Source organism: Streptomyces sp. TLI_053, assembly GCF_900105395.1.
Classification (GTDB): Bacteria; Actinomycetota; Actinomycetes; order Streptomycetales; family Streptomycetaceae; genus Kitasatospora.
Genome location: NZ_LT629775.1, coordinates 4357978 through 4380634 on the forward strand (window position 1 = coordinate 4357978; position 22657 = coordinate 4380634).

Below are 22657 nucleotides of genomic sequence, written 5' to 3' on the forward strand. Positions count from 1 at the left end.
CCGCCGGACTCCCCGGGTTCCGCCCGGCCCCGGTCGGCCGCCGGGCTCCGGCCACCGGTGGCCGGAGCCCGGCGGCCGGAGCCCGGCGGCACGGTCGGCGGCTCAGTCGACCAGCGGCAGCAGGTCCGGCAGGTGTCCGTCCGAGGCCAGCGCGGCGGCCAGCCGCTCGGCCGGCACCTCCCCGTAGGTCGTGGTCCGCTGGCGGTGCGGCCGCCCGGCCGCCTCGGCGATCGCCTGGAGGTCGCGGACCGACTTGTAGCTGCCGTAGGCCGAACCGGCCATCCGCGAGATGGTCTCCTCCATCAGCGTGCCGCCGAGGTCGTTGGCGCCCGAGCGGAGCATCTCCGCCGCGCCCTCGGCGCCCAGCTTCACCCAGCTGGTCTGGATGTTGGGGATGTGCGGGTGGAGCAGCAGCCGGGCCATCGCGATCACCGCCCGGTTGTCCCGCGCGGTCGGTCCCGGCCGGGCGATCCCGGCCAGGTAGACCGGGGCGTTGGTGTGGATGAACGGCAGCGTCACGAACTCGGTGAAGCCCCCGGTGCGCTGCTGGATCTCCGCAAGCAGCCGCAGGTGGCCGACCCAGTGCGCGGGGGTGTCCACGTGCCCGTACATCATCGTGGAGGAGGAGCGGATGCCCAGCTCGTGCGCGGTGCTGACGACCTCGACCCAGGTCGCGGCGGGCAGCTTGCCCTTGGTGAGCACCCAGCGGACCTCGTCGTCCAGGATCTCGGCCGCCGTGCCCGGGATGGTGTCCAGACCGGACTCCTTGGCCCGCTGCAGCCAGTCCCGGATCGACAGACCGGTCCGGGTCGCGCCGTTGACCACCTCCATCGGCGAGAAGGCGTGCACATGGATGCCCGGGACCCGCTCCTTCACCGCCCGGGCGATGTCGAAGTAGGCGGTGCCGGGCAGATCCGGGTGGATGCCGCCCTGCATGCAGACCTCGGTGGCCCCGACCTCCCAGGCCTGCGCGGCCCGGTCGGCGACCTGGTCCAGCGAGAGGCTGTAGGCGTCGGCGTCGGTGCGGCGCTGGGCGAAGGCGCAGAACCGGCAGCCGGTGTAGCAGACGTTGGTGAAGTTGATGTTCCGGGTGACGCAGTAGGTGACCTCGTCGCCGACCGCGTCCCGGCGGACCGCGTCGGCGATCCGGCACAGCGCGTCCAGGGCCGGGCCGTCCGCCTGGAACAGCGCCAGCGCCTGCTCGTCGGTGAGCCGGGTCGGGTCGTCGGCCGCCACCGCGAGGGCGGCCCTGACCTCGCCGTCCGGCCGCTCCGGGGCCCCGGTCCGGCCCGGGGCGGCCGAGGCGGCCTGCTCCCGCAGCACCTCCCAGTCGCCGTAGACGTCCTCGAAGTCGGCCCGCCGGTCACCGGTCCGGCCCTCGGTGTCGATGGTGCTGTGCAGATCGGTGCGGCCGTAGGACTCCGGCAGGTCCTCCGGCTCCTGCCAGGGACGTCCGGTGACCACCGCGTCCGGGCGGGCCAGCCCGGTCTCCGGGTCGGCCAGTGCCCGGACGTGCGGCAGCACCCGCGGGTCCAGCCAGGGCTCGCCGTGCCGCACGTACTCGGGGTAGACGGCGAGCCGCTCGCGCAGCTCGAAGCCGGCCGCCGCCGAACGCTCGGCCAGCTTGTCGATCTGCGGCCAGGGGCGCTCCGGGTTGACGTGGTCGGGGGTCAGCGGGGAGACGCCGCCCCAGTCGTCGACACCGGCCCCGATCAGTCGCTCGTACTCGCCGTCCACCAGGTTCGGCGGGGCCTGCAGACAGGCGGAGGGGCCCATGATGTGCCGGGCCACCGCGACGGTGGCGACCAGCTCGTCCAGCTCGGCGTCCGGCATGCCGCGCATCGCGGTGTCCGGCTTGGCGCGGAAGTTCTGCAGGATCAGTTCCTGGATGCCGTGGTAGGCCCGGGAGACCCGGCGCAGCGCGAACAGCGACTCGGCGCGCTCCTCGTACGTCTCGCCGATGCCGATCAGCAGACCGCTGGTGAACGGCACCGAGCTGCGGCCGGCGTCCTCCAGCACCCGGAGCCGGACGGCCGGCTCCTTGTCGGGCGAACCGTGGTGCGGGCCGCCGGGCTCGCTCCAGAGCCGGGTGGCGGTGGTCTCCAGCATCATCCCCATCGAGGCGGAGACCGGCTTGAGCCGCTGGAAGTCGGTCCAGCTCAGCACCCCGGGGTTGAGGTGCGGGAGCAGCCCGGTCTCCTCCAGGATCCGGATCGACATGGCGCGGACGTAGGCGATCGTGTCGTCGTAGCCGTGCGCGTCCAACCACTCGCGGGCCTCGGGCCAGCGGTCCTCGGGCTTGTCGCCGAGGGTGATGAGCGCTTCCTTGCAGCCGAGCGCGGCGCCCCTGCGGGCGACGTCCAGCACCTCGTCCGGGGACATGTACATCCCGTGGCCGGCCCGGCGGAGCTTCCCGGGGACGGTCACGAAGGTGCAGTAGTGGCACTTGTCCCGGCAGAGCCGGGTGAGCGGGATGAACACACTCTTGGAGTAGGTGATGACGCCGGGGCGGCCGGCCGCTTCGAGGCCGGCGTCGCGGACCCGGGCGGCGGAGGCGCAGAGGTCGCGCAGGTCCTCGCCCCTGGCCCGGAGCAGGACCGCCGCCTCGGTCGCGTCCAGCGCGACACCGTCCCGGGCGCGGCGCAGGGCGCGGCGCATCGCGTTGGCGGTCGGAGTGTTGGATGCGTCCATGCCGCGACCCTACGCCAGTTCACGTACGTTCCTCGTACGTTCGGAGGAGACGACCCTGAGGGGGCATCAGGGTCGGCTGCGTCGCGAGGTCGAGCCGGATCCAACCCTGCAGGGCGATGACGCGGGCGACGCGGGAACGTCTAATGGATACCCAGGGACAGTCGGTCACTGACGGAGGGGTTGGACGGATGACGGACGACAGGGCGACCGCGGGCGGCGGCCCGGCGGACGAGTGGCAGGACGGGGCTCCCTACCGGTCCCGCCGGCGCACGCTGGTACGCGTCGCGGTGCCGCTGGCGGTCACGGCCGCGATCGCCGCCGGGGTCGGGCTGGTACCGGCGCTGGCGGACACCTCGCCGCCGGAGCTGCCCGCGCTGACGGCGGAGCAGGTGGTGGCGAAGGTGCTCGGCTCCCAGGCGCAGACGCTGACCGGGACGGTGTCGCTCTCGGCGGACCTCGGTGTGCCGAGCCAGCTGCTGGGCGCCGCGGCCGGCGGCCTCGCCGGCGGCGCGCCGGGCGGCGGTTCCGGGGGCAGGTCCTCGGGCGCCGACCCGACGGCCAAGCTGACCGGGCTGCTCGGCGGCGAGCACCGGCTGCGGGTCGCGGTGGACGGGCCCGACCGGCAGCGGATCGGCCTGCTGGAGCAGCTGGCCGGCTACGAGATGATCCGCAACGGCGACCAGGTGTGGACCTGGGACAGCAGCAGCAACGAGGCCGTGCACCTGACCGGGGCCCGGCCGGACGCGAAGGCGGACGGCCACCCGGGCAAGGGCCCGCTGACCGGGGTGCCGACCACTCCGCAGGAGGCGGCGCAGCAGTTCCTGGGCGCGAGCGCGGGCACCACCTCGGTCACCGTGGACGGCACCGTGAACGTGGCCGGGCAGAAGGCCTACCGGCTGAGCGTGAAGCCGACCGGCTCCGGTTCGACGATCGGCGAGGTCCGGATCGCGGTGGCCGCCGACAACGGCGTGCCGCTGTCGGTCGTGGTCAGGGGGACGGACGGCAGCACCGTGCTGGACGTCCACTTCACCGATGTCTCGTTCGCGGCACCGTCCGCGAAGACCTTCGAGTTCACCGTGCCCAAGGGCGCCAAGGTGACGGAGCGCAAGGCCGACTCCGCGCCGCGCGCCGAGGTGACCCCGGAGGAGGCCAAGGCCGCCGCCGAGGGTCTGAACGTGATCGGCGAGGGCTGGACGGCGGTCCTCTCCGCCGAGCTGCCCGCCGACGACGTGTTCGTCCCGGCCGAGGGCAAGGGTCCGCGCGGCAAGGGCGGGCACGGCCCGGGCGGCGGTGGCAAGCTGCAGAACCCGCTCGCGCTGGTCAAGTCGCTCGGCAAGCCGGTCGCCGGTGGCTCGCTGATCAGCACCAAGGTGCTGAACGTGCTCGTCACCGACGACGGCCGGGTGTTCGCCGGTGCGGTGACCCTGCCGGTGCTGCAGAGTGCGGCCGGGGTGAAGTAGTGGCCCGGGCTTCCGTAACGGGGGACGTTACGGAGCCGGCCGGGGGGCCGGGCGCGGTGACGCGCCCGGCCCCCCGTGCCGCTTCGACCTCCCACCGGTCCGACGACGTGATCAGCACCCGGGGCCTGACCAAGCGGTTCCGCGGCGGCCAGCTCGCCGTGGACGGGCTGGACCTGAGCGTGCCCCGGGGCTCGGTCTTCGGCTTCCTCGGGCCGAACGGCTCCGGCAAGACCACCACGATCCGGATGCTGATGGGGCTCATCGCCCCGACCTCCGGGGTCGCCTCGGTGCTCGGCGAGCCGATGCCGCAGTCGGTGTCCTCGGTGCTGCCCCGGGTCGGCGCGCTGATCGAGGGGCCCGCGCTGTACGGCTTCCTCCCCGGCCGGGACAACCTGGCCCGGTTCGACGCCGCCGACCCGACCGCCGACCCGCGGACCCGGCAGCGGCGGGTCGCCGAGGCCCTGGACCGGGTGGGTCTGACCGCCGCGGCCGGCAAGAAGGCCCGCGCCTACTCGCTGGGCATGAAGCAGCGGCTCGGCCTGGCCTCGGCACTGCTCCAGCCGCGCGAGCTGCTCGTCCTGGACGAGCCCACCAACGGCCTGGACCCGCAGGGCATGCGGGAGATCCGGGCCCTGATCCGCGAGGTCGCGGCCGAGGGCACCACGGTCTTCCTCTCCTCGCACCTGCTGGACGAGATCGAGCAGGTGTGCACCCATGCCGCCGTGATGTCGCGCGGCCGGCTGCTGGTGCAGGGCACCGTCGCCGAGCTGGCCGCCCGGGCCCGGGGCCGGCTGGTGGTGCGGACGCCCGACACCCACCGGGCGGGCGAGGTGCTGCTCGCGCACAAGGTCACCGAGCTCCGGATCGCCGAGAACCGGGTGGACGGCGAGCTGGGCGCGCTCGCCGAGGACGCGCTGCCCGGGCTGTGCGCGGCGCTGGTCGCGGCGGAGGTCCGGGTCCACGGCTTCGGCGTGGAGCGGGGCACATTGGAGGACGCCTTCGTGGCGCTGACCGGGGAGGGCTTCGATGTCGCGGGCTGAGGCGGCGGCGACCGGGGCGGTGCCGGCGGTCGCGGCGGCGACCGGACGGCGCCCGCAGACGGCGGCCGGGTTCCTGGCGCTGTTCCGCAACGAGCTGGTGCTGACCTTCCGCCGGCTGCGGACCATGGTGCTGCTGGGGATCCTGGCCCTGCTGCCGATCCTGATCGGCGTGGTGGTCCGGATCGAGACGGACGGGCCGCGCGGCGGCGAGGGGCCGGCGTTCATCGCCCAGGTCACCCAGAACGGCCTGTTCCTGGTGTTCACGGCCCTCGCGGTGGCGCTGCCGGTGTTCCTGCCGATGACGGTCGGCGTGGTCGCCGGGGACTCGGTGGCGGGCGAGGCGGCCACCGGCACCCTGCGCTACCTGCTGGTGGCACCGGCCGGACGGACCAGGCTGCTGGCCGCCAAGTTCACCGCCGGGCTGGTGTTCTGCCTGGCGGCGACGGTCACCGTCGCCACGGCGGCGGTGATCGCCGGGGCGGCGCTGTTCCCGGTCGGCGATGTCACCCTGATCTCCGGTGAGACCATCGGCCTGGGGTCGGCGCTGCTGCGGGCGGTCCTGGTGGCAGGGGTGGTGGCGGCTTCGCTGGCCGGGCTGGTCGCGATCGGGCTGTTCGTCTCCACCCTCACCGGCAGCGGCATCGCGGCGATGGCGGCGACGGTCGGCCTGGTGATCACGGTGCAGATCCTGGACAGCTTCCCGCAGCTGCACGCGATCCAGCCGTTCCTCTTCACCCACCACTGGCTCACCTTCGGCGATCTGCTGCGGGCGCCGATGGAGTGGGACGGGGTGCTGAAGAACCTCGGGCTGCAGGCCGCCTATGTGGCGGTGTTCGGCTCGGCGGCCTGGTCCCGGTTCACCGCGCGGGACATCACGGCCTGACCGGCACGGCGTCGGCCGTCCCGGCCACCGCGGCGGCCCCGCTCGCTCCGGCGGCAGGGGTGGCGGCAGTGGCGGCGGCGGCAGTGGCGGCGGTCCGGGCCCGGTCGGCCCGGACCCGCCGCAGGGCGTCCCAGGTGAGCACCACGAGCGCGGCCCACACCAGGGCGAACCCGGCCCAGCGGGCGGGCGGCATCGACTCGTGGAAGACCGCGATGCCGATCAGGAACTGGAACACCGGCGCCAGGTACTGGAGCAGCCCGAGCACGCTCAACGGCACCCGGACGGCCGCCGTGCCGAAGAGCAGCAGCGGGACGGCGGTGATCACCCCGCTGAGCATGAGCAGTCCGCTGTGGCCCCAGCCGTACTCCCCGGCCGCGGTGTGCCCGAAGGTGCCGCGGCCGGCGGCCTCCAGGTACACCAGGTAACCGAGGGCGAACGGGAACATGAAGGCGCTCTCGGCGGCCAGGCTCTCCAGCCCGCTCAGCCCGACCTTCTTCTTCAGCAGCCCGTAGGTGGCGAAGGAGAACGCCAGGGTCAGCGCGATCCACGGCGGCCGTCCGTAGCCGACGGCCAGCACCGCCACCGCGAGCGCGCCGATGCCGACCGCCGCCCACTGGGCCCGGCGCAGCCGCTCCTTGAGCACCAGCACGCCGAAGGCGATGGTGACCAGCGGGTTGATGAAGTAGCCGAGGCTGGTCTCCACCACGTGCCCGGTGTTGACGCCCCAGATGTAGACGCCCCAGTTGATCGATATCACCGTCGCGGCGGCGCCCAGCATGGCGAGCCGGCGGGGCTGGCGGAGCAGCGGGCGGATCCAGCCCCAGTGCCGCTGGGCGACCAGCAGCAGGACCACCGCGACCAGGGACCAGACCATCCGGTTGGCCAGGATGTCGTCGGCGGCGCCGGGCTCCAGCAACGGCCAGAACAGCGGGAAGAGCCCCCATATGCCGTAGGCGGCGAATCCGCACCAGAGGCCGCGACCGGCCTCCTGCTGGGTTGTGTCTGGCATGGACCGTCTGCCCTCCGCGCGCGAGTGTCGAGCCGACGGTAGCGGGCGCGGGCACGCCTGTCATCTCCGTACGCGGTTTTTGGTCATGACATGCTCCCGGCCCCGCCCGCGACGGACCGTCGCGGGCGGGGCCGGGAGTGGCGGGGAGCCGGGACCGGGCGTCCGGGGACCGGTCGCCCCGGGACCGGGCGTCCGGGGATCAGGCGCCCAGGACGGCCCGGACGGTCGTGGCCAGCGGCACGGTCGGGCGGCCGATCAGCCGGGCCAGGTCACCGGGAGCGGTGGCCAGCTCGCCGCGCGCGATACCGGCGTCCACGTCCACGAACACATCGGCGTAGCCCTCCGGCATGCCCGCGCCGATCAGCACCTCCCGGTGCTCGGCCGGGGTGACGTTCCGGTGCTCGACCGGACGGCCCGAGGCCTGGGCCAGCTCGGCGGCCAGCTCGGTCAGACTCCAGGCGACGTCGCCGCTCAGCTCGTAGACCTTGTTCTCGTGGCCCTCGCCGACCAGGACGGCGACCGCGGCGTCGGCGTAGTCGCGGCGGGGGGCGGTGGCCACCCGGCCGGCGCCGGCGCTGCCGACCACCGCGCCGCGCTCGACCGTGCCGGCGGCGTCACCGAGGTAGTTCTCGGTGTACCAGCCGTTGCGCAGCAGGGCGTGCGGCAGGCCGGAGCCGACCAGCACCTCCTCCGTCGCCCGGTGCTCGTCGGCCAGCCCGAAGGTGGCCGTGCCCAGAATGCTGGTGTATGCGAGCAGCGCGACCCCGGCGGCCTTCGCCGCGTCGATCACCGCACCGTGCTGGGCCGCCCGGCGACCGAACTCGTTCCCGGAGATGAGCAGCACCCGGTCACCGGCGGCGAAGACCCCGGCGAGCGTCTCGGGGCGGTTGTAGTCGGCCTCGTGGACGCGCACGCCCTGCTTCGCCCACTCCTCGGCCTTGGCGGCGGAACGCACCAGCACCGCGATCTCGTTCGCCGGAACGGCTGCCAGCAGCCCCTCCACGACCAGGCGGCCGAGCTGTCCGGTGGCTCCGGTGACGACGTACATGTCCTGCTCCTCGTGATGTCGCGGTTGCTTCGACACTCACTCTAGGAACGGCACTAACTTCTGGAAAGTACGCACTTTGAAGTAGGGTACTGACATGGAGGTAATGACTCAGGACTCGCCGCTGCTCGACCGGATGCCCGACGTCTACGACCGGATGTGCCCCTCCCGAGGCGTGCTGGAGCACGTCACCAGCCGCTGGGGCGTGCTGGTGCTGGCCGCCCTGCAGGAGCGCGGCTACCGCTTCAGCGAGCTGCGCCGCCGGGTCGCGGGCGTCAGCGAGAAGATGCTCGCGCAGACCCTGCAGACCCTGGAACGGGACGGCTTCGTGCTCCGCGAGGCGCACCCGGTGATCCCGCCCCGGGTCGACTACAGCCTCACTCCGCTCGGCGAGGAGGCGGCCACGTTCGTGTCGGCGCTCGCGCACTGGGTGGAGAACCGGATGTGCGCCGTCCAGGGCGCCCGCGAGGAGTACGACGCGCGCCCTAGCCGTTCGTGATCAGCGCCGCCAGGCCGTCCAGCACCCGGGCCAGCCCGAAGGTGTAGGCGTGGTCGGGGTCGTGGGCGGCGCCGTGCGCCTCGCCGGCGGCGGTGCCGACCCGTGCCGCGACCGGGTAGCGCTCGGGATCGAGGACCCGGGCGAGCAGCTCGCCGTTGGCCTCCCACCACTGCGCGTCGGTCATCGCGCTGTCCTGCCGCGCGGCGCGCTGGTCGGCGGCCGCCCGGGCGCAGGTCTGGACGAAGCCGAGCAGATGGGTCAGCGCGGCGTCCAGATCGAGGTCGGACAGGCCCGAGTCCTCGAAGGCGCGCAGCTCGTACTCGTACTTGGCCATCAGGCCCGGCCCCAGCGGCGGGCGGCCGGTGGCGACGACGGCGGTCCACGGGTGGGCCCGGTGGAGCGCGCGGTTGTCCTCGGCGACGGCGGCGACCCGGGCCCGCCAGCCGTCCCCGGCCGGCACGGTGCGGGGCATGTCCGCGTAGGCGGTGTCCAGCATCAGGTCGACGAGTTCGGCCTTGCCGGGCACGTAGGTGTAGAGCGCCATCGCCGAGACGCCGAGCTCCTGGGCGACCCGCCGCATGGTCACGGCGTCCATCCCCTCGGCGTCGGCGATCCCGATCGCGGCGGCGGCGATCTCCGCCGGGGACTTCGCCTGCCGGGGCCCGCGCCGGCCGGGCTTCTCCTCCGCCGACACGCCCCAGAGCAGCGCGAGCGTGCGCGCCGGGTCCCCGGCACTGCTGCGGTCACTGGCCATGGACCGATCCTTTCACGCCGGAGCCGCGCCGCCCGCCGGTACGGTCGGAGCCATGACCACCGCCGACCCCGACCCGCTGCCGGGCACCGACACCCGCGAGGTCGTCCGCCCCCGGGTCACCTGCCGCCGCTGCCACCGACCGCTGCACGACCCGGAGTCGCGCATCCTGCGCCTCGGCCCCGAGTGCCGGGACCCGGCCGAGCGGGTCGCCCGGCACGAGGTCGAGCAGGACGCCCTGCCCGGGCTGGACCGGGGCGCGCCCTAGCTCCGGACGCCTGCGGCGCCTCGACCCTTCCGGCGCTTCGGCGCTCCGGGCGCTCCGGGCGCTCCGATGCGCCCCGCTTCGAGTGCGACCGCCACTGTGACGGGCATCACCGCGGCCTCATTCTCCGTACTGTGTATAGTGTACTGCGTACGGGATAAAGGTCGACGAGAGGGCCATCGGACATGCAGATCACTTCCTCCGCCGTTTCACTCACCGTCGAGGACGTCGAGGCGTCCGCCTCGTTCCTGCGGGAGCACTTCGGGTTCGCCGAGCAGATGGCGGCGGACGGGTTCGCGTCACTCGGGCACGAGAGCGCCGGGGTGAACGTGGTCTTCCTGCGGCGCGGGACCGAGGTCCTGCCCGAGGGGTTCCGCGACCGGGTCGCCGACGGGCTGATCCTCGCCTTCGTGGTCGGCGACGTGGCCGCCGAGGAAGCCCGGCTGCGGGTCTCCGGGGTGGAGATCACCATGCCGCTGCGCGAGGAGCCGTGGGGGGAGCGGCTGTTCCAGGTCACCGACCCGAACGGGGTCGTGGTCCAGCTCGTGGAATGGGCGGAGCAGCAGCACTGACAGCACCGCGAAAGGCGGCGCCCCCGGCCGTTCCCGGCCGGGGGCGCCGCCTTTCGGGCGGTCGGGATCAGTCGACCGCCCAGGTGTCACCGCCCGCGAGCAGCGCCGCCAGGTCCCCCTCGCCCCGGTCGGCGACGGCGGTGTCCAGCTGGTCGGCCATCAGTTCGTCGTAGACCGGCCGCCGGACCGCGCGCAGCACCCCGATCGGGGTGTGGTGCAGGGTGTCCGCGTCGGCGATCCGCGAGAGCGCGAACGCCGTCGCCGGGCCGGCCGCGTGCGCGTCGTGGACCAGGACCGCCGACTCGTTGTCGGCGGTGACCTCACCGACGGTCAGTTCGCCGTCGGCGCCGCGGAAGACGCCCCGGGCCAGGTCGGTCCCGAACCGGATCGGCGCGCCGTGCTCCAGCCGGATCAGCGCCTCGTCCCGGGTGCCGGGCTCCTTGAGCACCTCGAAGGCACCGTCGTTGAAGATGTTGCAGTTCTGGTAGATCTCGACCAGCGCCGTGCCCTCGTGCTCGGCCGCCGCCCGCAGCACCGACTGGAGGTGCTGCCGGTCGGAGTCGATGGTCCGGGCGACGAAGGTGGCCTCCGCGCCGATGGCCAGCGAGAGCGGGTTGAACGGGGCGTCCAGTGAACCCATCGGGGTGGACTTGGTGATCTTGCCGATCTCGCTCGTCGGCGAGTACTGCCCCTTGGTCAGCCCGTAGATACGGTTGTTGAACAGCAGGATCTTCAGATTCACATTCCGGCGCAGCGCGTGGATCAGATGGTTTCCGCCGATCGACAGCGCGTCGCCGTCGCCGGTCACCACCCAGACGCTGAGGTCCCGCCGGGAGGACGCCAGCCCGGTGGCGATCGCCGGGGCCCGGCCGTGGATCGAGTGCACTCCATAGGTGTTCATGTAGTACGGGAAACGGGAGGAGCAGCCGATACCGGAGACGAAGACGGTGTTCTCCCGTCTGATCCCCAGCTCCGGCATGAAGGCCTGTACCGCGGCGAGGATCGCGTAGTCACCGCAGCCCGGGCACCAGCGGACCTCCTGGTCGGTCTTGAACTCCTTGGCGCTCTGCGGCGCGTCGGCCTTCGGGACCAGCTTCAACGAGGGGAACTGCTCGCTCATCGGTTGTCCTCCTCGTCCAGGTTGCCGATCGCCGCCCACAGCACGTCCGCCAGCTGCGCCGCCTTGAACGGCAGGCCGCGCACCTGGTTGTAGGACTGCGCGTCCACCAGGTACCTGGCCCGCAGCAGCAGCGCCAGCTGGCCGAGGTTCATCTCGGGGACGATGACCTTGTCGTAACCCCGCAGCACCGTGCCGAGGTTGGCCGGGAAGGGGTTGAGGTTGCGCAGGTGCGTCTGGGCGACCTCGCCGCCGTCCGCCCGGACCCGGCGGACCGCCGCGGTGATCGGGCCGTAGGTCGAACCCCAGCCGAGCACCAGGACCCGGGCCTCGCCCGAGGGGTCGTCGACCTCCAGGTCCGGCACCTCGATGCCGTCCACCTTGGCCTGCCGGGTGCGCACCATGAAGTCGTGGTTGGCCGGGTCGTAGGAGATGTTGCCGGTGCCGTCCTGCTTCTCGATGCCGCCGATCCGGTGCTCCAGACCGGGTACGCCGGGCACCGCCCACGGGCGGGCGAGCGTCTGCGGATCGCGCAGGTACGGCCAGAAGGCGCCGTCCTCGCGGTTCGGCTCGGTGGCGAAGTCCGGCTCGATGGCCGGCAGTTCGTCCACCTTCGGGATCCGCCAGGGCTCCGAGCCGTTGGCCAGGTAGCCGTCCGAGAGCAGGAAGACCGGGGTGCGGTAGGTGACCGCGATCCGGGCCGCCTCCAGTGCCGCGTCGAAGCACTCGGCCGGGGTGGCCGGGGCCACGATCGGCACCGGGGCCTCGCCGTTGCGCCCGAACATGGCCTGCAGCAGGTCGGCCTGCTCGGTCTTGGTCGGCAGGCCGGTGGACGGACCGCCGCGCTGGATGTCCACCACCAGCAGCGGGAGTTCGAGCGAGACGGCGAGCCCGATCGTCTCGCTCTTCAGGGCCACGCCCGGGCCGGAGGTGGTGGTCACGCCGAGCGCGCCGCCGAAGGCCGCGCCCAGGGCCGCGCCGATGCCCGCGATCTCGTCCTCGGCCTGGAAGGTGCGCACGCCGAAGTTCTTGTGCCGGCTCAGCTCGTGCAGGATGTCGGAGGCCGGGGTGATCGGGTAGGAGCCCAGGTAGAGCGGCAGCCCCGAGCGGCGGGAGGCGGCGATCAGGCCGTAGGACAGTGCCAGGTTGCCGGAGATGTTGCGGTAGCGGCCCGGCGGCAGCTTGGCCGGCGGCACCTCGTAGGAGACCGCGAAGGTCTCGGTGGTCTCGCCGAAGTTCCAGCCCGCCCGGAAGGCGCTGATGTTGGCCTCGGCGATCTGCGGCTTCTTGGCGAACTTGGTGCGCAGGAACGTCTCGGTGCCGTGGGTCGGGCGGTGGTACATCCAGGAGAGCAGGCCCAGCGCGAACATGTTCTTCGCCCGCTCGGCGTCCTTGCGGGCGAGGCCGCTCTCCTTGAGGGCCTCCAGGGTCAGCGTGGTGAGCGGCACCTTGTGCAGGTGGTAGCCCTCCAGGGAGCCGTCCCCCAGCGGGTCCGCGCCGTAGCCGACCTTGGCCAGCGCGCGCTTGGTGAACTCGTCGGTGTTGACGATGATCTCCGCGCCGCGCGGGAGGTCGGGCAGATTGGCCTTGAGTGCCGCGGGGTTCATCGCCACCAGGACGTTGGGCGCGTCCCCCGGGGTCAGGATGTCGTGGTCGGCGAAGTGGAGCTGGAAGGACGAGACACCCGGCAGCGTTCCGGCGGGAGCGCGGATCTCGGCCGGGAAGTTGGGCAGGGTGGAGAGGTCGTTGCCGAAGGACGCCGTCTCCGAGGTGAAGCGGTCACCGGTGAGCTGCATGCCGTCGCCGGAGTCACCGGCGAATCTGATGATCACCCGGTCCAGCCTGCGGATCGGTTTGGCGCCACGGTGCTGCGGACCGACCGGCACGGCAGGGCCGGAGCGGCCCCCGCCGGGCCCGGACCCGCCCTCGTCGCCGTCCGAGCCGTCCACTGCTTCTGACTGATCGACCTGACTGGTCACTGCCGCGGACCTCCTCGTGGGCACCAGCCGCGGGCGTGAGCCGTGTGCCCCGTCCGCCTGGTGCACCTCTCGCATCCTATGCGGGTAAGGATTGCCTTGGACGGAACTCCCCGATGCGGCGGAAAATCACCGCCGCACCCATAAACAACGCCGTGGACGACCGGAACCGTACCCGGCCGGGGAAGCTTGGTTCGAATACGAATACAGGCTGCGAGCAGCCCGTCGGCGAGCCGGTCAGGAATTCAGATAAGTGAGCACGGCAAGGACCCGTCGGTGGTCGCCGCGGCTCTGTTCCAGGCCGAGCTTGAGGAAGATGTTGCTGACGTGCTTCTCCACCGCGCCCTCCGAGACCACCAGCTGCTTGGCCACCGCGGTGTTGGTCCGGCCCTCCGCCATCAGCCCCAGCACCTCGCGCTCGCGCGGGGTCAGCCCGGCCAGCACATCGCCCTTGCGGCTGCGGCTGAGCAGCTGCTGGACGACCTCCGGGTCCAGCGCGGTACCGCCCTCGGCGACCCGGACCACCGCGTCCACGAACTCGCGCACCTCGGCGACCCGGTCCTTCAGCAGGTAACCGACACCACGGGTGGATCCGGCCAGCAGTTCGGAGGCGTAGCGCTCCTCGACGAACTGGGAAAGCACCAGCACACCGAGCTGCGGATAGCGGCCACGGAGCGTGACACAGGCCCGGAGGCCCTCGTCGGTGTGGGTGGGGGGCATCCGCACGTCCGACACCACCACGTCGGGCAGCGCGTCGGCGGCGGCCAGGTCGTGGATGGTCTTGATCAGCGCGTCACCGTCCGCGACGCCCGCCACGACCTCCAGGCCCCGGTCGGTGAGCAGCCGGGTCAGGCCCTCCCGCAGCAGTACGGAGTCCTCGGCGATGACGACGCGAAGCATGGCGGCCTTCCGGGTGGGCGGAGCGCGGACACGGTGCTGACGGGTGTCAGTCTCCCCCATCCGGGTGGCCGCCGGGACGCCGGTCGGCGATTCGCGCCGCCCGCCCGCGGGCGTCACATGGTGCGGATGGCCACCGAGTCGCAGAGCGCCTGGAGCGCGTCCTTGGCCGGCCCCTCCGGGAGCGGGTCCAGCATCGCGCGGGCCTCCTCGGCGTGGCGCAGGGTCTCCCGGCGGGCGTGCTCCAGGGCCGGGTGGCGGCGCAGCAGCCGCAGCGCCTCGGCGTGCAGCTCGTCGTCGGCGAGGTCCTGGCGGAGCAGCTCCCGCAGCCGGGTGTCCGAGGGGTCGGACGGATCGGCCGGCATCTGCCGCAGCAGCAGGGTCGGCAGGGTCTCGATGCCCTCGCGCAGATCGGTGCCGGGGGTCTTGCCGGACTCGTGCCCGTCGCTGGCGATGTCGAGCACGTCGTCGGCCAGCTGGAACGCGATGCCGATCCGCTCGCCGAAGGAGCTGAGGATGTCGATCACCCACGGCTCGGCGCCGGCGGCCAGTGCTCCTATCCGGCAGGAGACGGCGATCAGCGAACCGGTCTTGCCGGCCAGTACACCCAGGTAGTGGTCGAGCGGGTCGTCGTCCGGGCCCGGTCCGGCGGTCTCCAGGATCTGGCCGGTGACCAGCCGCTCGAACGCGTCGGCCTGCAGCCGGACGGCCTCCGGGCCGAGGTCGGCCAGCACCTGGGAGGCACGGGAGAAGAGGAAGTCGCCGGTCAGGATGGCGACCGAGTTGTCCCAGCGCGAGTTGGCACTGGGGGCGCCGCGTCTCACCGGGGCCTCGTCCATGACGTCGTCGTGGTACAGCGTGGCGAGGTGGGTGAGCTCGACCACGACGGCGGCCGGGATCACGCCGGTCGCCCCGGCGTCGCCGAACTGGGCGGACAGCAGGACCAGCAGCGGACGGAAGCGCTTCCCGCCCGCGGCCATCAGATGGCTGGCGGTGACGGTGATGAAGGGGACGTCGCTCTTGACGGCCTCGGCGAGCGCGATCTCCACCGCGTCCATCCCGGCCTGGACGTCACGGGTCAGATCGCGGTCCTGCACGCTGAGCCCAAAGGGTCCCACGACGGTCACGAAGACCACTCCTCTGTCCCTGGTCGATCTAGCGGCCCGGTCCCTGAGTGCCGCCGCTGGCCATACAGGCAGGGTATCCGGTCACGAGTGGATCACTGCACGGGCGTGCGGCTCTGTCATGCGCGGGGCGTCCCCGCTGGCCAGCGGGGATGCCCGAACGAAGCGTCCGGGCCGCGCGCGGGGCGCGACCCGGACGGTCGTCGGAGCGGTCGGACCGGGCCGCCGCCGGGGCGTTCGGCCGGGCCGTCGGCGGACGGTCAGCCGACGAAGAACACTGCCTTCGAGGCGAGATCGAGGAAGTACTGCGGCAGCAGTCCGAGCCCGATCGTGACCAGCACGCCGATACCGATCGCGGTCGCCGTGAAGGCGCTCGGGACGGCGACGGTCGGGCCGCCCGGCTGCGGGTCGGAGAAGAACATCAGCACGATGACCCTGATGTAGAAGAACGCCGCCACCGCCGAGCTGAGCACACCCACGATGACCAGCGGGGTGGCGCCGCCTGCTGCCGCGGCCTGGAAGACCGCGAACTTGCCGGTGAAACCCGAGGTCAGCGGGATGCCCGCGAAGGCCAGCAGGAAGAGCGCGAACACCGCCGCGACCAGCGGGGAGCGCCGGCCGAGGCCGGCCCAGCTGGACAGGTGGGTGGCCTCGCCCTTGGAGTCCCGCACCAGGGTGACCACGGCGAAGGCACCGAGCGTCACGAAGGAGTAGGCCAGCAGGTAGAACAGCACCGAGCCGACGCCCTGCCGGTTGCTGGCGATCACACCGGTGAGGATGAACCCGGCGTGCGCGATCGAGGAGTAGGCGAGCAGCCGCTTCACGTCCTGCTGGGTGACGGCCAGCACCGCGCCGACCACCATGGTGAGGATCGCCACACCCCAGAGCACCGGCCGCCAGTCCAGCCGCAGCGCCGGGAAGGCCACGTAGAACAGCCGCAGCACCGCGCCGAACGCGGCCACCTTGGTCGCCGCCGCCATGAAGCCGGTGACCGGGGTCGGCGCGCCCTGGTAGACGTCCGGGGTCCAGGAGTGGAACGGCACCGCGCCGACCTTGAACAGCAGACCGACCGTCAGCATCGCCAGGCCGACCAGCAGCAGGGCGTCGTTCTGGGTCGAGGAGACCAGCGCCGGGGTGGGCAGCGCGTTCCCGGAGATGACCTCGGCGACCTCGCCGAGCCGCACCGTGCCCGCGTAGCCGTACAGCAGCGCGGTGCCGAACAGGAAGAACGCCGAGGCGAAGGCACCGAGCAGGAAGTACTTGACCGCCGCCTCCTGGGAGAGCAGTCGGCGGCGCCGGGCCAGCGCGCAGAGCAGGTAGAGCGGGAGGGAGAAGACCTCCAGCGCCACGAACATGGTCAGCAGGTCGTTGGCCGCGGGGAACAGCAGCATGCCGCCGACCGCGAACATGGTGAGCGGGAAGACCTCACTGGTGGTGAAGCCGGCCCGGATCGCGCTGCGCTCCTGCTCGCCGCCGGGGGTGGCGGCGGCCTGGGCGGCGAAGGCGTCGGCCGGCTCGCCGCCGGCCTTGGGCTCCAGCCGGCGCTCGGCGTAGGTCAGCACCGCGACCACCGCGACCAGCAGGATCACGCCCTGCAGGAACAGCGTCGGGCCGTCCAGGGCGACCGCGCCCATCGCGACCGCCTCGACCTTGGTGGTGCCGTAGCCCTGCGCGGCGAGCACCAGGACGGCGACGAAGGCCCCGGCCAGGCCGACCAGTGCCGTGACCACCTGGGCCCAGTGCCGCAGCCGCCGGGGCAGGAAGGCCTCCAGCAGGATGCCGACCACCGCGGCGCCGAACACCACCAGCATCGGCGACAGCTGGCCGTACTCGATGTGCGGCGCGGGGATGCTCTGGGTGCTGCCGCCGGCGGCGGCGAGCCATCCGGTGCTGCTCACTTGTGCTCACCTCCTGAGCGGGCGGTCCCGTCCTGGGCGGTCCCGTGGTCGGCGGACACCGGATGTGCCGGCGCCGGGTCGGTCTGGTGCACCTGCGAGAGGGTCGCGTTCACCGACGGGTTGACGAGGTCGGTGAGCGGCTTCGGGTAGACACCGAGCAGCACGGTCAGTGCCACCAGCGGGGCGACCACGGCGAGTTCGCGGACCTTGAGGTCCGGCATGCCGCGGACCTCCTCCTTGACCGGGCCGGTCATGGTGCGCTGGTAGAGCAGCAGGGCGTACAGCGCGGCGAGCACGATGCCGAAGGTGGCGACGATGCCGACCGCGGGGTAGCGGCTGAAGGTGCCGACCAGGACCAGGAACTCGCTGACGAAAGGCGCCAGACCCGGCAGCGAGAGCGTCGCCAGCCCGCCGATCAGGAAGGTCCCGGCGAGCACCGGGGCGACCTTCTGCACGCCGCCGTAGTCGGCGATCAGCCGGGAGCCGCGGCGGGAGATCAGGAAGCCGGCCACCAGCATCCACGCGGCGGTGGAGATGCCGTGGTTGACCATGTAGAGGGTGGCACCGCTCTGGCCCTGGCTGGTCATCGCGAAGATGCCCATGATGATGAAGCCGAAGTGCGAGATCGAGGCGTAGGCCACCAGCCGCTTGATGTCCTTCTGGCCGATGGCCAGCAGCGCGCCGTAGACGATCCCGACCAGGGAGAGCACCAGGATTGCCGGGGCGAAGGTCTTCGAGGCGTCCGGGAACAGCCCGAGGCAGAAGCGGAGCATCGCGAAGGTGCCGACCTTGTCCACCACGGCGGTGATCAGCACCGCGGTGCCGGCGGTGGCCTCGCCCATCGCGTTCGGCAGCCAGGTGTGCAGCGGCCAGAGCGGGGCCTTGACCGCGAAGGCGAAGAAGAAGCCGAGGAACAGCGCCTTCTCCGCGGTGCCGCCGATCTGCAGCCGGCCGTCGGCGACCGCCGCGGTGAGCGTCTGCAGGTCGAAGGTACCCAGGCCCTGATCCTGCGCGATGACGTACAGGCCGATCACGGCGGCCAGCATGACCAGGCCGCCGAGCAGGTTGTAGAGCAGGAACTTGACCGCCGCGTAGGAGCGCTGGCGGGCGGACTCGGGGCCGCCCGCCCGGTCGCCGAAGCCGCCGATGAGGAAGTACATCGGGATCAGCATGGCTTCGAAGAAGACGTAGAAGAGGAAGACGTCGGTGGCGTAGAAGGAGACGATCACCATCGCCTCCACCGCCAGCACCAGGGCGAAGAACGCCTGGGTGCGCCGCCTGTTCTCGAACGACCCCTCCGGGGGCGCGGCGGCCGGGTCCGCGTCGTGCCAGGACGCGAGCAGCACGACCGGGACCAGGACGGCGGTGAGCAGGGCGAGGACGGCGCCGATGCCGTCCACCCCGAGCGCGAAGGTGATGCCGAAGGAACGGATCCAGCTGTACGACTCGGTCAGCTGGTAGCGGGCGCCGTCCGGGTCGAAGCGCGCGGCCACCGCGCCGGCCAGGGCCAGGGTGGCGGCGGAGAAGACCATCGCCACGATCTTGGTGTTCCGCCGCCGCGCCTCGGTGGACCCGGCGGGCAGGGCGGCGGTGACCACCGCGCCGACCGCCGGGACGGCGCAGGTGGCGGTGAGGAGGACGCTCATGCCTCGGCCTCCCCACGATGTGTGTAATCCGGGTGCATCAGACGGACCTCATCAGGAGAGTCGTGGCGACCAGCACCAGCGTGCCGCCGAACATGGAGAGCGCGTACGTGCGGACGTAGCCGTTCTGGATCCGCCGCAGCCGGCTGGAGACGCCGCCGATGGTGGCCGCCAGGCCGTTGACGAAACCGTCCAGGCCGCGGCTGTCGAAGTAGACCAGCGCCGCGGCCAGCGCCGAACCGGGCCGGACCAGGACGGCGTGGTTGAAGTCGTCCTGGAGGAGGTCCCGGCGGGCGGCCCGGGTGAGCGGGGAGCCGTACGGCGGCACCACCGGGACGGCGGAGCGGCCGTACATCAGGTACGAGAGCGCGACGCCGGCCAGCATGCAGGCGGTGGTGAGCAGGGTGACCACCAGCGGGGTGAGCGGGGAGTTGCCCTCCGCGTGCCCGGTGACCGGCTCCAGCCAGGTGAGGAAGGACTCGTGGAAGGCGAACAGCCCGCCGGCGAAGACCGAGCCGAAGGCCAGCACGATCATCGGAACGGTCATGGTCTTCGGCGACTCGTGCGGGTGCGGGTCGTGGCCCTCGGCGTCCGGCTGCCAGCGCTTCTCGCCGAAGAAGGTCAGGATCATCACCCGGGTCATGTAGAACGCGGTGACGGCGGCGCCGACCAGGGTGCACAGGCCGAGGATCCAGCCCTCGGTGCCGCCCTTGGCGAAGGCCGCCTCGATGATCTTGTCCTTGGAGAAGAAGCCGGACAGCCCGGGGAAGCCGATGATGGCCAGGTAACCGAGGCCGAAGGTGACGAAGGTGACCGGCATGTACTTCCGCAGGCCGCCGTAGTGACGCATGTTCACCTCGTCGTTCATGCCGTGCATGACCGACCCGGCACCGAGGAAGAGCCCGGCCTTGAAGAAGCCGTGGGTCACCAGGTGCATGATGGCGAAGGCGTAGCCGATCGGGCCGAGGCCCGCCGCGAGGATCATGTAGCCGATCTGCGACATGGTCGAGCCGGCCAGCGCCTTCTTGATGTCGTCCTTGGCGCAACCGACGATCGCACCGAAGAGCAGGGTGACCGCGCCGACCACCACCACCGCGGTCTGGGCGTCCGGCGCCAGGTTGAAGATCGCCCCGGAGCGGGTGATCAGGTAGACGCCGGCGGTGACCATGGTGGCCGCGTGGATCAGCGCGGAGACCGGGGTCGGGCCCTCCATCGCGTCCCCGAGCCAGGACTGCAGCGGCACCTGCGCGGACTTGCCGCAGGCGGCGAGCAGCAGCATCAGGCCGATCGCGGTCAGCTTGCCCTCGCTCGCGCTGCCGGCCGCGCCGAACACCGGCTCGAAGGCGAAGGAGCCGAACTCGACGAACATCAGCATGATCGCGATGGACAGGCCCATGTCGCCGACCCGGTTGACGATGAACGCCTTCTTCGCCGCGGTGGCGGCGCTCGGCTTGTGCTGCCAGAAGCCGATCAGCAGGTAGGAGGCGAGACCCACGCCCTCCCAGCCGAAGTACAGCAGCAGGTAGTTGTCGGCCACCACCAGCAGCAGCATGGCCGCCAGGAAGAGGTTCAGATAGGCGAAGAAGCGGCGCCGGCGCTCGTCGTGCGCCATGTAGCCCACCGAGTAGAGGTGGATCAGGGTGCCGACGCCGGTGATCAGCAGGACGAAGGTCATCGAGAGCTGGTCGAGCCGGAAGGAGATGTCGGCCTGGAAGCCGTTCACCGGGATCCAGCTGAACAGGTGCTGGGTCAGTGCGCGGTCCTCCGCGTCCCGGCCCAGCATGTCCGAGAACAGCGCGAGGCCGAAGCCGAAGGAGAGCGCGGCGAGCGCGGTGGCCAGCCAGTGGCCCAGGCGGTCGAAGGCCCGGCCGCCGAGCAGCAGCAGGGCGGCGCCGGCCAGCGGGGCCGCGACCAGCAGGGGAATGAGAGAGTTCACCGAGGTCCTCCGCCTACAGCTTCATCAGGTTGCTGTCGTCGACCGAAGCGGAATGCCTGGTCCGGAAGATCGAGACGATGATCGCGAGGCCCACCACGACCTCGGCCGCCGCCACCACCATGGTGAAGAACGCGATGATCTGGCCGTCCAGGTTCCCGTGCATCCGGGCGAAGGTGACCAGCGCCAGGTTGGAGGCGTTCAGCATCAGCTCGACGCACATGAACAGGACGATCGCGTTCCGCCGGATCAGCACACCGGAGGCGCCGATGGTGAACAACAGGGCGGAGAGATAGAGGTAGTTGACCGGATTCACTCCGCCCCCTCCTCGTCGTGGTCGGACGCCGGGCGGTTCGCCGGCGCCGGGTGGTTGGCGGCCACCGGCTCCAGGGCCTTGCGCGGGCCGGTCACCGGCGGGCGCTCGGACGGCGGGCGGCCCAGCCAGTCGGCGGTGGTGGACTCCAGCTCGGCCATCCGGGCCAGCATCTCCTGGCTGACGTCCCGGATCTGGCCGCGCTCGCGCAGGGTCGCCATCACCGAGTCCTCGGCGATCGAGCCGTCCGGCAGCAGCGCCGGGATGTCCACCGCGTTGTGCCGGGCGTAGATGCCGGGCGCGGGCAGCGGCGGGACCTGGATGTTGTCGGCGACCCGCTGGGCGGCCAGCTCGCGCTGGGTCTTCGGGGCCTTCACGTGCTCGCGGTGGGTCAGCACCATGGCCCCGATCGCGGCCGTGATCAGCAGCGCCCCGGTGACCTCGAAGGCCCACACGTACTTGGTGAAGATCAGCCGGGCCAGACCCTGGACATTGCCCTCGGCGTTGGCCTCGCCGAGACCGGCGAAGGTGTCCAGCTTGGCGTTGGCGATCCCGGCGACCATCAGCACACCGAAGCCCAGCCCACAGAGCGCGGCGGCGAACCGCTGGCCCTTCAGCTGCTCCTTCAGCGAGTCCGCGCTGGTCACACCGACCAGCATCACCACGAACAGGAAGAGCATCATGATCGCGCCGGTGTAGACCACGATCTGCACCACGCCCAGGAACACCGCGCCCTGGGCCATGTAACAGACCGCCAGGGCGAGCATGGTGGCGGCCAGGCAGAGCGCGCTGTGCACCGCCTTGCGCATCAGCAGCGTCCCGAGCGCGCCGCCGACGGCGATCACCGCGAGCACCCAGAACTGGACGGCCTCACCGGTGGAGGTCGCGCCCGTGACGGCCGCGAGGTTCAGCGAGGTGGCGGCGCTCACGACCGGGCCTCCTTCTCCCGCTCGGTGGACTCCTGACGGACCGTGCCCGGCGCCGCCGCGGTGATCTCGCCCCGGTAGTAGGCGCCCTCGTCGGCGCCGGGGAAGATCGAGTGCGGGCTGTCGACCATGCCCTCGGAGAGGCCGACCAGCAGCTGCTCCTTGGTGAAGATGAGGTCCTGGCGGGAGGAGTCCGCGAGCTCGTACTCGTTGGTCATGGTGAGCGCGCGGGTCGGACAGGCCTCGATGCAGAGCCCGCACAGGATGCAGCGGGCGTAGTTGATCTGGTAGACCGCCCCGTACCGCTCACCGGGCGAGTAGCGCTCGTCGTCACGGTTGTCCGCGCCCTCGACGTAGATCGCGTCGGCCGGGCAGGCCCAGGCGCACAGCTCGCAGCCGACGCACTTCTCCAGGCCGTCCGGGTGCCGGTTCAGCTGGTGGCGGCCGTGGAAACGCGGAGCGGTGGGCTTCTTCTGCTCCGGGTACTGCTCGGTGAGCCGCTTCTTGAACATGGCCTTGAAGGTCACGCCGAAGCCGGCGGCCGGTCCGAGGATGGACGGCTTGTCGGCCCGCTCGGGCCGGTCGTTCCGGGCGTTCTGGTCGGACGACATCTCG

The 22657-nt window shown here is 72.1% G+C and carries 20 protein-coding genes; 6 read left to right on the plus strand and 14 right to left on the minus strand.

The features are described 5' to 3' along the window. Positions 1–102 precede the first annotated feature (102 nt). A complete protein-coding gene (locus tag BLU95_RS17400) occupies positions 103–2691 on the minus strand; it encodes a bifunctional FO biosynthesis protein CofGH (protein ID WP_093860831.1) in 2589 nt (862 codons plus the stop codon). A gap of 188 nt (positions 2692–2879) precedes the next feature. On the opposite strand from BLU95_RS17400, the gene BLU95_RS17405 reads away from it, so the two are divergent. The 3 genes from BLU95_RS17405 to BLU95_RS17415 are packed head-to-tail and all read left to right on the plus strand — an operon-like array spanning position 2880 to position 6074. Beyond that, positions 2880–4151 carry a LolA family protein gene (locus BLU95_RS17405; protein WP_197698768.1) on the plus strand — a complete coding sequence of 424 codons (1272 nt, stop codon included), beginning with the start codon at positions 2880–2882 and terminating at the stop codon, positions 4149–4151. Beyond that, positions 4151–5191, plus strand: coding sequence for an ABC transporter ATP-binding protein (locus tag BLU95_RS17410; RefSeq protein ID WP_502689849.1), 1041 nt, complete (start codon positions 4151–4153; stop codon positions 5189–5191). The genes BLU95_RS17405 and BLU95_RS17410 overlap by 1 nt, the downstream gene beginning before the upstream one ends. Further along, entirely contained in the window at positions 5178–6074 is an 897-nt protein-coding gene (locus BLU95_RS17415) for an ABC transporter permease (RefSeq protein ID WP_093860833.1), read from the plus strand. The genes BLU95_RS17410 and BLU95_RS17415 overlap by 14 nt, the downstream gene beginning before the upstream one ends. Here BLU95_RS17415 and rarD read toward each other — a convergent pair. Both rarD and BLU95_RS17425 read right to left on the minus strand, forming a co-directional pair. Then, positions 6064–7083 (minus strand): EamA family transporter RarD, encoded by a 1020-nt coding sequence (gene rarD / locus BLU95_RS17420; protein ID WP_093860834.1) that lies wholly within the window; start codon positions 7081–7083, stop codon positions 6064–6066. The two genes, BLU95_RS17415 and rarD, sit on opposite strands and share 11 nt — an antisense overlap. A gap of 199 nt (positions 7084–7282) precedes the next feature. After that, a complete protein-coding gene (locus tag BLU95_RS17425; RefSeq protein ID WP_093860835.1) occupies positions 7283–8131 on the minus strand; it encodes an SDR family oxidoreductase in 849 nt (282 codons plus the stop codon). Positions 8132–8225: 94 nt separating this feature from the next. Here BLU95_RS17425 and BLU95_RS17430 point away from each other — a divergent pair, with 94 nt between their 5' ends. Further along, on the plus strand, positions 8226–8627 hold the full coding sequence (locus tag BLU95_RS17430) for a winged helix-turn-helix transcriptional regulator (protein ID WP_173862066.1): 402 nt from the start codon (positions 8226–8228) through the stop codon (positions 8625–8627). Here the strand turns inward: BLU95_RS17430 and BLU95_RS17435 are convergent. Next, positions 8614–9381, minus strand: a complete 768-nt coding sequence (locus tag BLU95_RS17435; RefSeq protein WP_093860837.1) for a TetR/AcrR family transcriptional regulator — start codon at positions 9379–9381, stop codon at positions 8614–8616. The two genes, BLU95_RS17430 and BLU95_RS17435, sit on opposite strands and share 14 nt — an antisense overlap. 52 nt (positions 9382–9433) lie before the next feature. Between BLU95_RS17435 and BLU95_RS17440 the strand changes: the two genes are divergently transcribed. Beyond that, positions 9434–9646, plus strand: coding sequence for a DUF6011 domain-containing protein (locus BLU95_RS17440; protein ID WP_093860838.1), 213 nt, complete (start codon positions 9434–9436; stop codon positions 9644–9646). A 182-nt stretch (positions 9647–9828) separates the two neighbouring features. Next, positions 9829–10215, plus strand: coding sequence for a VOC family protein (locus BLU95_RS17445; RefSeq protein WP_093860839.1), 387 nt, complete (start codon positions 9829–9831; stop codon positions 10213–10215). 67 nt (positions 10216–10282) lie between these two features. On the opposite strand, the gene BLU95_RS17450 is transcribed toward BLU95_RS17445, so the two are convergent. From BLU95_RS17450 to nuoI, 10 genes are all read right to left on the minus strand, one after another. Beyond that, entirely contained in the window at positions 10283–11335 is a 1053-nt protein-coding gene (locus tag BLU95_RS17450) for a 2-oxoacid:ferredoxin oxidoreductase subunit beta (protein ID WP_093860840.1), read from the minus strand. Continuing rightward, positions 11332–13311, minus strand: a complete 1980-nt coding sequence (locus BLU95_RS17455) for a 2-oxoacid:acceptor oxidoreductase subunit alpha (protein ID WP_502689850.1) — start codon at positions 13309–13311, stop codon at positions 11332–11334. Before BLU95_RS17455 ends, BLU95_RS17450 begins: the two co-directional genes overlap by 4 nt. A gap of 234 nt (positions 13312–13545) precedes the next feature. Next, positions 13546–14208: a response regulator transcription factor gene (locus tag BLU95_RS17460; protein ID WP_093860841.1), complete on the minus strand. Its 663-nt coding sequence runs from the start codon at positions 14206–14208 to the stop codon at positions 13546–13548. A 113-nt stretch (positions 14209–14321) separates the two neighbouring features. Beyond that, a complete protein-coding gene (locus BLU95_RS17465) occupies positions 14322–15332 on the minus strand; it encodes a polyprenyl synthetase family protein (protein ID WP_093864938.1) in 1011 nt (336 codons plus the stop codon). A gap of 257 nt (positions 15333–15589) precedes the next feature. After that, positions 15590–17227, minus strand: coding sequence for an NADH-quinone oxidoreductase subunit NuoN (nuoN, locus tag BLU95_RS17470; RefSeq protein ID WP_093860842.1), 1638 nt, complete (start codon positions 17225–17227; stop codon positions 15590–15592). Further along, positions 17224–18873, minus strand: coding sequence for an NADH-quinone oxidoreductase subunit M (locus tag BLU95_RS17475; RefSeq protein WP_093860843.1), 1650 nt, complete (start codon positions 18871–18873; stop codon positions 17224–17226). Before BLU95_RS17475 ends, nuoN begins: the two co-directional genes overlap by 4 nt. A 37-nt stretch (positions 18874–18910) precedes the next feature. Further along, positions 18911–20806 (minus strand): NADH-quinone oxidoreductase subunit L, encoded by a 1896-nt coding sequence (gene nuoL / locus BLU95_RS17480; protein ID WP_093860844.1) that lies wholly within the window; start codon positions 20804–20806, stop codon positions 18911–18913. Positions 20807–20819: 13 nt separating this feature from the next. After that, positions 20820–21119, minus strand: a complete 300-nt coding sequence (gene nuoK / locus BLU95_RS17485) for an NADH-quinone oxidoreductase subunit NuoK (protein WP_093860845.1) — start codon at positions 21117–21119, stop codon at positions 20820–20822. Continuing rightward, positions 21116–22045, minus strand: coding sequence for an NADH-quinone oxidoreductase subunit J (locus BLU95_RS17490; protein WP_400745834.1), 930 nt, complete (start codon positions 22043–22045; stop codon positions 21116–21118). Before BLU95_RS17490 ends, nuoK begins: the two co-directional genes overlap by 4 nt. Further along, positions 22042–22653 (minus strand): NADH-quinone oxidoreductase subunit NuoI, encoded by a 612-nt coding sequence (gene nuoI / locus BLU95_RS17495; protein ID WP_093860846.1) that lies wholly within the window; start codon positions 22651–22653, stop codon positions 22042–22044. Before nuoI ends, BLU95_RS17490 begins: the two co-directional genes overlap by 4 nt. Positions 22654–22657: the final 4 nt, after the last annotated feature.